The 1,433-nt window shown below is 61.9% G+C and carries 2 protein-coding genes; both read right to left on the reverse strand.

Going from position 1 to position 1,433, the window contains the following annotated elements; genetic code table 11:
- Positions 1-418 (reverse strand): transposase zinc-binding domain-containing protein (locus Q1A71_RS23585; protein WP_299682831.1); only part of this gene is annotated, 418 nt, incomplete at its 3' end.
- 10 nt (positions 419-428) lie between these two features.
- A complete protein-coding gene (locus tag Q1A71_RS23590; RefSeq protein WP_299682834.1) occupies positions 429-1,301 on the reverse strand; it encodes a tyrosine-type recombinase/integrase in 873 nt (290 codons plus the stop codon).
- Between the last annotated feature and the right edge of the window lie 132 nt (positions 1,302-1,433).

The raw sequence follows: 1,433 nt of genomic DNA on the forward strand, positions 1-1,433 counted from the left end.
CGAGATGCTTTGGGTCGGCCGCGATGGACAGGAGCGTCTCAGTCGACGCCTTGAACAAGAGGCCGTAGACAGCCGCCTTGTTCTGATAGGCAATGTCGGCAATCTGGGCCGGCAAGGTGAAGACCGCATGGAAGTATTCCGCCGGCAACAGGTCCTCCATGCGAGCCTGCATCCAGCCCTTGGCGGTTGACCCTTGGCACTTCGGACAATGGCGATTGCGACACGAGTTATAGGCGATGTGCTCATGGCCGCACTTGGTGCAGGCCGCGACATGCCCGCCGAGCGTGGCGGTGCGGCAGGCCTCAATCGCCGACATCACCTTTAGCTGCGGCAGGTGCAGATGTTCGGCGTTCTCCCGGCGATAGGCAGGCCCATGGGCGCGGAAGATATCCGCGACCTCCAGCTTTGGGCGGGGCATGGGACCGGGATCAACCGGGGGCCGTTTCCCGTTTCACCAGCAGATCGAGCGGACTGGTCACGTCCCGGATCGTCTTGGTCGCCACCTTGGTGTAGACCGTCGTGGTCTCCAGCTTGGCATGACCCAGCAAGACCTGGATCACCCTTATGTCAGTCCCACTCTCCAGCAGATGCGTCGCAAAGCTGTGCCGCAGGGTGTGGGGTGACACTTTCTTCCTGATCTCGGCGAAGTCACAGGCCACGCCGAACGCGCGGTTGAACTGCCGGGTCGAGATCGGGTCGACCCGATTGCGGCCGGGAAAGAGCCAGCCCGCGGGTCGCGCCTCGCGATAATAATCGCGCAAGAGCTCCAGAAGGCTCGGCGACAGCATCACATGGCGATCCTTGCGACCCTTACCCTGCTCGACACGGATCAGCATCCGATCGCTGTCGATATCGCCGACCTTGAGATGGGTGACCTCGCTTGCCCTGAGCCCGCCGCCATAGGCAACGCTGAACGCAGCTCGATACCGCAGACCCGGCCCAGGTGCTGCTTCGAGAATGCGCGCGACCTCCTCGGCGCTCAGCACAACAGGTATCTTCTTCGCTGCCCGCTGATAACGCATGTGCCCCTTCATATCCGGGCGCGGGCAGGTCGTCGAAAAGAAGAAGCTCAGCACCGTCAGCCGGTTGTTGAAGGTCGGTGCGCCGACGCCCTTCTCCTTCATGTCGAGTTGAAAGGCGCGCAGTTCCTCCGGCGTCGCGGCGTCCGGCGCGTGCCCCAGGAACCGCGTGAAGTCGCGCATCGCCCGCAAATACATCGTCTGCGTCTTGGGCTGCAGTCCCTTGATCCGCATGTCTTCTAGGAAACGCTGACGCAGCGCAGGTACATCTTGGTCCGTCATCGGAACCTCCTGTCATCAGATTGAGAAGGTCCCAATCGTCAAACAGGTGCGTCAGTTCGCAAAATCCACGCCGCTTACATCAGCGCACAACATCCGCCGTAAGCGCCAATACCGCGAGAGCGGTTTCGTCCT

The sequence above is a fragment of the uncultured Roseobacter sp. genome (assembly GCF_947493125.1).
GTDB lineage: Bacteria > Pseudomonadota > Alphaproteobacteria > Rhodobacterales > Rhodobacteraceae > Roseobacter.

Excerpts from the sequence above, each read along its gene's own strand:
- Q1A71_RS23590 (WP_299682834.1), bottom strand. The coding sequence starts at position 1,301 with ATGACGGACCAAGATGTACCTGCGCTGCGTCAGCGTTTCCTAGAAGAC.